Origin of the sequence: Plasticicumulans sp. (assembly GCF_035331805.1) — a bacterium.
Lineage (GTDB): Bacteria > Pseudomonadota > Gammaproteobacteria > Competibacterales > Competibacteraceae > Plasticicumulans.
The window spans coordinates 1-6813 of the sequence record NZ_DAOLKE010000194.1 but is presented as its reverse complement, the minus strand read 5'-3'; the positions used below and the strand labels follow the sequence as shown (position 1 = coordinate 6813).

Below are 6813 nucleotides of genomic sequence, written 5' to 3'. Positions count from 1 at the left end.
TCAGTCCTCGCCCGCCCCGCGCATCCACGCCCGCAGCAGCCCGATCAGCAGCGCCCAGACCGCGTAGACGTACAAAAACAGCAGCGGGATGCCGGCGACGCTGTCGGCGCGGTCGAACAGCGCGAGCCCCGGCCAGCCGAGTGCGAGCACCGCCAGCAGCACCAGCGCGACGATGCGGGCCGTGCGCTCGCCGGCGTCCATGTCAGAACTTCGCCTGCTGGCGGCGCACGGCCGTCATCTGTTCGGACAGCGCCAGCGCCTGCCCGAGCGTGACGATGCCCTGGGCTTCGAGCAGGTCGAGCAGCTTCACGAACACCTGCGCGGTGACCAGCGTGTCGCCGAGCGCGGTGTGGCGGTTGTGCACGTCGACGCCGAGGCGCTCGGCGATGGCGTCGAGCGTGTGGTCGTCGGTGTAGTCGTGGATCGCGCCGGAGAGCAGCAGCGTGTCGAGCACCGGCTGCTGGCGGAAGCTCACGCCGGTCACGGCTTCCTTCAGTTCGAGGAACTTCATGTCGAAGGCGGCGTTGTGTGCGACCAGTACCGTGTCCGGCTCGCCGACGAAGGCGCGGAACTGCGGCACGATCACGGCGGCGCCGGGCTTGTCGCGGACCATGGCATCGGTGATGCCGTGGAACTTGATCGAGGCCTTCGGGATCGGCTTGCCGGGGTTGATCAGCCGGTCGAAGGTCTCGCCCTCGCGGATGCGGCCCTGCACGACGCGCAGGCCGGCGATCTGGATCATCTCGTCGCCGCGCGACGGCGAGAGCCCGGTGGTCTCGGTATCGAAGACCACGTAGTCGAGCGACTTCAGCGGCCGGTCGGCGAGCGCGCCGAACTGCGCCGGGCGCAGTTCGAGGTCGAAGTCGTAGAACTCCGGGCGCTCGGGCAGCGCGCCGTCCTCGTCGCTCCACTGCCGCGGCGAGGACGGCAGCGGGATGCGCAGCACCGCGAGGCCCGGCTTGCGGTGCGGCTGGCTCCAGAGGTCGGAATGGTGGCGGCGCAGGATCTCGCCGACGGTCGCGGCGCCGGCGACGTGCTGCAGCGGCCGCTCCAGCCAGTCCTGGATCAGCCGCGCCGGCAGCGGCCGGCCGGCCCAGACGATGTCGACGTAGACCTGCCGGTTGCCGAGCAGGCATTCGATCTCGAAGCTCGCCGCCGGCTCCTGGTTGGCAAGCTCGGTCAGCACGAATTCAAGGAGCTGCATGACGCTCTGGCCGTCGCAGTGCAGCCACAGCGGGTCGCCGGACTGGACGATGACCGGCATGCGCCCGCGGCTGCGTTCGAGGCGGGACAGCGCCGCGCCGATCACGTCGGTGCTGAGCACGTCGGCGCTCGGCCACTGCGCGGCGAAGGTCAGGCGCACGTGCCGGGCGAGGAATTCGACGCGCTCGGTCAGCGCCGCGCTCTCGTCGAAGATCACGCGCTCGAAGGCGCGGCGCTGGCCCGGCTCCATGTCCGCATACAGCGACAGCGACTCGGCCGCGAAGCGCAGGCTGGCGAGCTGGCGGCGCAGGTCCTCGACCAGACCCTTGAAGCCGGTCGGGCCGAGCGTGCCCGGTGCGACCTGGCTGGTGATGTCGCGCAGCGTCAGCACGAAGCTGCGCCGCGCCGCGCCGCTGCTCGGCAGCAGGCTCATGCGGCACTGGAACAGCCGCGATTCGTCGGCCGCCGAGCACAGGAACTCGGCATCGGTCGCCGGCGGTGCACCGTCGCCGGCCTGCTGCTGGCGGAAGCCCAGCCAGTCGAGCGTGTGCTCGATCGGCTGGCGGGTCAGCAGGCCGTAGATCGAACGGCCGAGCCCGAGCGCCTCGGGCGTCGGCAGCAGCCGGCGCGCGGCCGGGTTGCAGAGCAGCACGCGCGCATCGGCGTCGCAGACCAGCACGCCTTCGCTCAGCTCGCGCAGCACGACTTCGAGCCGCGACTTCTGCGCCTCGATCTCGCGCGTGCCGGTGGCGGTGGCGGCGGCGATCTCCTTGCGCGCCTGATGCAGGCTGGCGCCGAGCTCCTGCACGATCACCGGCACCTCGCCGAGCAGGTGGTTGCGCGGCATCATCAGTTCGTGCGCCGGGTTGCTGCGGCTGATGATGCGCGCCCCGTGCAGCAGCGCCTTCAGCGGCCGCACGAAGGCGGCATCGATGAAGGCCCAGACCACGGCGTAGGCGAGACACGCAAGGATGCCGCCGGCGAAGTAGAACGCGCGGACGTTCTCCTGCATGTACGGATCGATGACGATCTCGGGCAGCTTCCACAGCGACACGGCCGCGAACAGGCCGGTGAACGCGAGCGGCGCGAGCAGCAGCGCCCAGAACTTGATTCGGACGGTCATGACGGCGGCCCCCTGAGCCGGCCAGTGACGGGATCGCCTCAGGTCGCCCCGGCGAGCAGCTCGCGCACGCGCCCGAGCAGTTCCTGCGTCGCGAAGGGCTTGACGATGTAGTCGTCGGCCCCGAGCGCCATGCCCTTCTCGCGCTCGATCTCGCGGCCCTTGGCGGTGAGCATGATGATCTTCACGCGCGCGCAGGCCGGGTTTTCACGCACGGCCTGACAGACCTCGTAGCCGTCGCGCCGCGGCATCATCACGTCGAGCAGGATGAGATCGGGCACCTCGGTGGCGACCGCGGCCAGCGCGGCGTCGCCGTCGGTGGCGGTGCGCACCTCGAAACCGGCGTGCTTCATCAGGAATTCGAGCGACAACAGGATGTTGGGCTCGTCATCGACCACGAGTATCTTCGGCATGTCTCCCCCCTCTGCGGGTCGCCCGCCCCGGCGCACCCGCGTCCGCGCGCCGGTCTGATGCCGGCTCGCTCCCGCCCCGCTCAGCTGCCGCCGGTGGTACCGGTACGCGACGGCTGGCCGGTGCTGGCCTTGTTGAAGGTGTCCCAGAACACCTTCTGCAGGTTTTCGATGGATTGCACCGGCATCGCGCCGGCCATGAACGGCTTCATCAGCGATACCGGATCGAAACCCTGTACGCCTTTCAGCATGTTCTCGCGAATGATCTCCATCATTTCCTGCTGCAGGGGCTGCACGTTGGGCAGGCCCAGGAACTCGCGCAGCTCCTGTGGCGTGGCCTCGACGTTGACGTTCAGCTTCATCGTGATTCCTCGGTCGTCGGTGGTATTCACCGGTGCCCGGCGCCTGCTCTCGTCGTCCGGCGGGCTGCCGCAGGGTGCAAACTTGCACCGGCAGCCGGCGACACTAGCCGAAAACCGCGGCGGGCGGCAATTTGACCGGGAGAGGCAGCGGCAAGTGCCCCGCGCGGAGGCGGCTTGCCGCCGTCCTCAGCCGGCGGCGCGCAGGCGCTTCAGGTGCACGAGCAGCAGCGACACCGCTGCCGGCGTGACGCCGGGAATGCGCCCGGCCTGACCGACGGTGTCGGGGCGCACGCGCGCGAGCTTCTCGCGCACCTCGCTCGACAGCCCGCGCACGCCGGCGTAGTCGAAGCCGGCCGGGATCGCGGCGTCCTCCTGGCGGCGGGCGCGGGCGATGTCGGCCTGCGCACGTTCGATGTAGCCGGCGTAGCCCGCCTGGATTTCGACCTGTTCGATCACGTCGGCATCGAGGTCGCTTTCCGGCAGGCCGGCGAGGCGCAGCACCGCGGCGTGATCGAGTTCCGGGCGTCGCAGCAGGTCGAGCGCGCGCGTCTCGCGCGCGAGCGGCCCGCCGAGCACGGCTTCGGCCAGCGTCGGGTCGAGCGCGGCCGGGCGCACCCAGCACTCGCGCAGGCGCTGCGTCTCGCGCTCGATCGCCTCGCGCCGCGCCTCGAACGCCGCCCAGCGCGCATCGCCGACCAGTCCGAGCCGGCGGCCGGTCTCGGTCAGGCGCAGGTCGGCGTTGTCCTCGCGCAGGTGCAGGCGGTGCTCGGCACGCGACGTGAACATCCGGTACGGCTCGCTGGTGCCGCGCGTGATCAGGTCATCGACGAGCACGCCGAGGTAGGCCTCGTCGCGCCGCGGCCACCAGGGTTCGCGCTGCTGCACGGCGAGCGCGGCATTGAGCCCGGCGAGCAGGCCCTGCGCGGCGGCCTCCTCGTAGCCGGTCGTGCCGTTGATCTGCCCGGCCAGCCACAGGCCGTCGAGGTGCTTGCTCGCGAGCGAGGGGTGCAGGCCGCGCGGATCGAAGAAGTCGTATTCGATCGCGTAGCCGGGCCGGGTCAGGTGCGCGTGTTCGAGACCGCGCATCGAGCGCACCAGCGCGTACTGCACGTCGAAGGGCAGGCTGGTCGAGATGCCGTTCGGGTAGACCTCGTGCGTGCCGAGGCCCTCGGGCTCCAGGAAGATCTGGTGCGCGTCCCGGTCGGCGAAGCGCACGATCTTGTCCTCGACCGACGGGCAGTAGCGCGGGCCGACGCCCTCGATGACGCCGGTATACATCGGCGAGCGGTCGAGCCCGCCGCGGATGATCGCGTGCGTGCGTGCGTTGGTGTGCGTGATGTGGCAGGCGATCTGGCGCGGGTGCTCGTCGCGGCGGCCGAGGAAGCTGAACACCGGGCAGGGATCATCGCCGGGCTGCGCGGCGAGCTGCGCCCAGTCGATCGTGCGCCCGTCGATGCGCGGCGGCGTGCCGGTCTTCAGCCGCCCGACCGCAAGCGGCAGCTCGCGCAGGCGCGCCGCCAGCGTGTTGGCCGGCGGGTCGCCCATGCGCCCGCCCTCGTAGTTCTGGAGGCCGACGTGGATGCGCCCGGCCAGGAACGTGCCGGCGGTCAGCACCACGGCCGGCGCCTCGAACTCGATGCCGGTCTGCGTGCGCACGCCGCTGACGCGCGTGCCTTCGAGCAGCAGGTCGTCGGCGGCCTGCTGGAACACGGCGAGGTTCGGCTGGTTCTCGACGATCGAGCGGATCGCGGCGCGATACAGCGCGCGGTCGGCCTGCGCGCGCGTGGCGCGCACGGCCGGGCCCTTGCGGGCGTTGAGGATGCGGAACTGGATGCCGGCGCGGTCGGTGGCGCGCGCCATCGCGCCGTCGAGCGCGTCGATCTCGCGCACGAGGTGTCCCTTGCCGATGCCGCCGATCGCCGGGTTGCAGCTCATCGCGCCGACGGTCTCGATGTTGTGCGTCAGCAGCAGCGTGCGCACGCCGCAGCGCGCGGCCGCGAGTGCGGCCTCGGTGCCGGCGTGACCGCCGCCGACGACGATGACATCGAAGCGTTCCGGATAGCGCATGGACTTGATCCGCCAGTGAAAACAGGAAGGAAAACGGCGGCGGATCGTAGCACCGGCCACGCCGGCGCGCACGGGGCGCAGCCGCGTCGTCAGCCGCCCATCCGCACCGGCTCCATCTCCAGTGCGACGCCGAAGCGCGTGCGCACGTCGGCGCGGATCGCCTCGGCGAGCGCCAGCACCTCGGCCCCGGTGGCGCCGCCGTGGTTGACCAGCACCAGCGCCTGACGCTCGTAGACGCCGGCGCGCCCGAGCGCGCGGCCCTTCCAGCCGCAGCGCTCGATCAGCCAGCCGGCGGCGAGCTTGACCCGGCCGTCCGGCTGCGGATAGCTGACCAGCTCCGGATGCGCGGCGCGCAGGCGCGTCGCCTGCTCGAAATCGACGACCGGGTTCTTGAAGAAGCTGCCGGCGTTGCCGAGCACGGCCGGCTCCGGCAGCTTGCGCCGGCGCACCGCACAGACGGCCTCGAACACCTGCTGCGGCGTCGGCGCCTCGATGCCCTGCGCCTGCAGCTCGGCGTTGAGCTCGGCGTAGCGCGCCTGCACGGCCGGCTGCAGCGACAGCCGGAAGGCCACCGCCACCACCAGCACCCGGCCGGCCAGCTCGTGCTTGAACACGCTGTCGCGGTAGCCGAAGCCGCAGGCCGAAGGCATCAGCCGGCGCGCCTGGCCGGTTTCGAGATCGATCACGTCGACGTGCGCGATGCGCTCGCCGGCCTCGACGCCGTAGGCACCGATGTTCTGGATCGGGCTGCCGCCGACCGTGCCGGGGATCAGCGCCAGGTTTTCGAGGCCGAACCAGCCGTTGGCGAGCGTCCAGGCCACGAAGCCGTGCCAGTCCTCGCCGGCGCCGGCCTCGACGACGACCTCGTCGCCGTTGCGCAGCAGCAGGCGGCGGCCGCACAGCGCGACGCGGATCACCAGCCCGGCCACGTCGCCGGCGAGCAGCACGTTGCTGCCGGCACCGAGCACGTGGATCGCGAGCTGCGCGCGCGCGGCCTCGGCGAGCGCCGGCGCGAGCTGGCTGTCGGCTTCGAGGTTCAGGAAATGCTCGGCCCGGGCCGGCAGCCCGAAGGTGTTGAGGCCATCGAGCGCGACTTCGCGCTGCAGCACGGATGCGGCCGTCATGCCGCTCACGCCGCAGCGCTTCGCTTTTCGGCCCCTCGCCCCGTGCGGGAGAGGGACCGGGGAGAGGGGGAGAAAACCATGCAGGTAGGTGTGATCGGCATCACGGCTCGGTCAGGCTCCCTCGGTCGCAGGCCGGCGATTGTAGGGCCGGCCGGCAGCGCGCCCAAGCCGCAGGTTACCAAGCGTTTAATCCGGATCAAGGCCAGGCGCCCGCGTACCGGCCAGCCTCGACGGCATTTCCGCCCCCGTCTCCCGAGGCCCGCAGCGATGCTCCCGCACCCCGCCCTCCCCCCGCGCGTGCCGACGCCGCAGCCACGACTCGCCGCCGGCGCACCGCTGCGCTGGCTGCGCGCAGGCTGGCAGGTCTACCGGCACACGGCCGCCGCATCGAGTCTGGCGACGGCGCTGCCGGTGGGTCCGCGGAGCTTCGTGCAGGTGCTGGACAACGAGGAGACGCGCTCGTTCGTGATCTCGCTCGGCACCGTCATCGGCGCGCTGTTCGTGGGCGTGTCCGTGTTCAAGCCCGT

The 6813-nt window shown here is 71.6% G+C and carries 6 protein-coding genes and 1 pseudogene; 1 reads left to right on the top strand and 6 read right to left on the bottom strand.

What is annotated here, in order from left to right:
* The 6 genes from PKE44_RS13045 to murB all read right to left on the bottom strand — a co-directional run bounded on the left by PKE44_RS13045 (position 1) and on the right by murB (position 6286).
* Entirely contained in the window at positions 1-201 is a 201-nt protein-coding gene (locus tag PKE44_RS13045) for a hypothetical protein (protein WP_324551882.1), read from the bottom strand.
* Between the two features lies 1 nt (position 202).
* Positions 203-2326, bottom strand: coding sequence for an exonuclease domain-containing protein (locus PKE44_RS13040; protein WP_324551880.1), 2124 nt, complete (start codon positions 2324-2326; stop codon positions 203-205).
* A gap of 38 nt (positions 2327-2364) precedes the next feature.
* Positions 2365-2736 carry a response regulator gene (locus PKE44_RS13035; protein ID WP_324551878.1) on the bottom strand — a complete coding sequence of 124 codons (372 nt, stop codon included), beginning with the start codon at positions 2734-2736 and terminating at the stop codon, positions 2365-2367.
* 80 nt (positions 2737-2816) lie between these two features.
* Entirely contained in the window at positions 2817-3095 is a 279-nt protein-coding gene (locus tag PKE44_RS13030) for a DUF6489 family protein (RefSeq protein ID WP_324551876.1), read from the bottom strand.
* Positions 3096-3281: 186 nt separating this feature from the next.
* Positions 3282-5162 (bottom strand): tRNA uridine-5-carboxymethylaminomethyl(34) synthesis enzyme MnmG, encoded by a 1881-nt coding sequence (gene mnmG / locus PKE44_RS13025; protein WP_324551874.1) that lies wholly within the window; start codon positions 5160-5162, stop codon positions 3282-3284.
* 89 nt (positions 5163-5251) lie between these two features.
* Positions 5252-6286: a UDP-N-acetylmuramate dehydrogenase gene (gene murB / locus PKE44_RS13020; RefSeq protein WP_324551872.1), complete on the bottom strand. Its 1035-nt coding sequence runs from the start codon at positions 6284-6286 to the stop codon at positions 5252-5254.
* A gap of 267 nt (positions 6287-6553) precedes the next feature.
* Between murB and PKE44_RS13015 the strand changes: the two are divergent.
* Positions 6554-6813 (top strand): annotated as a pseudogene (locus tag PKE44_RS13015) (hypothetical protein); the annotation flags it as partial.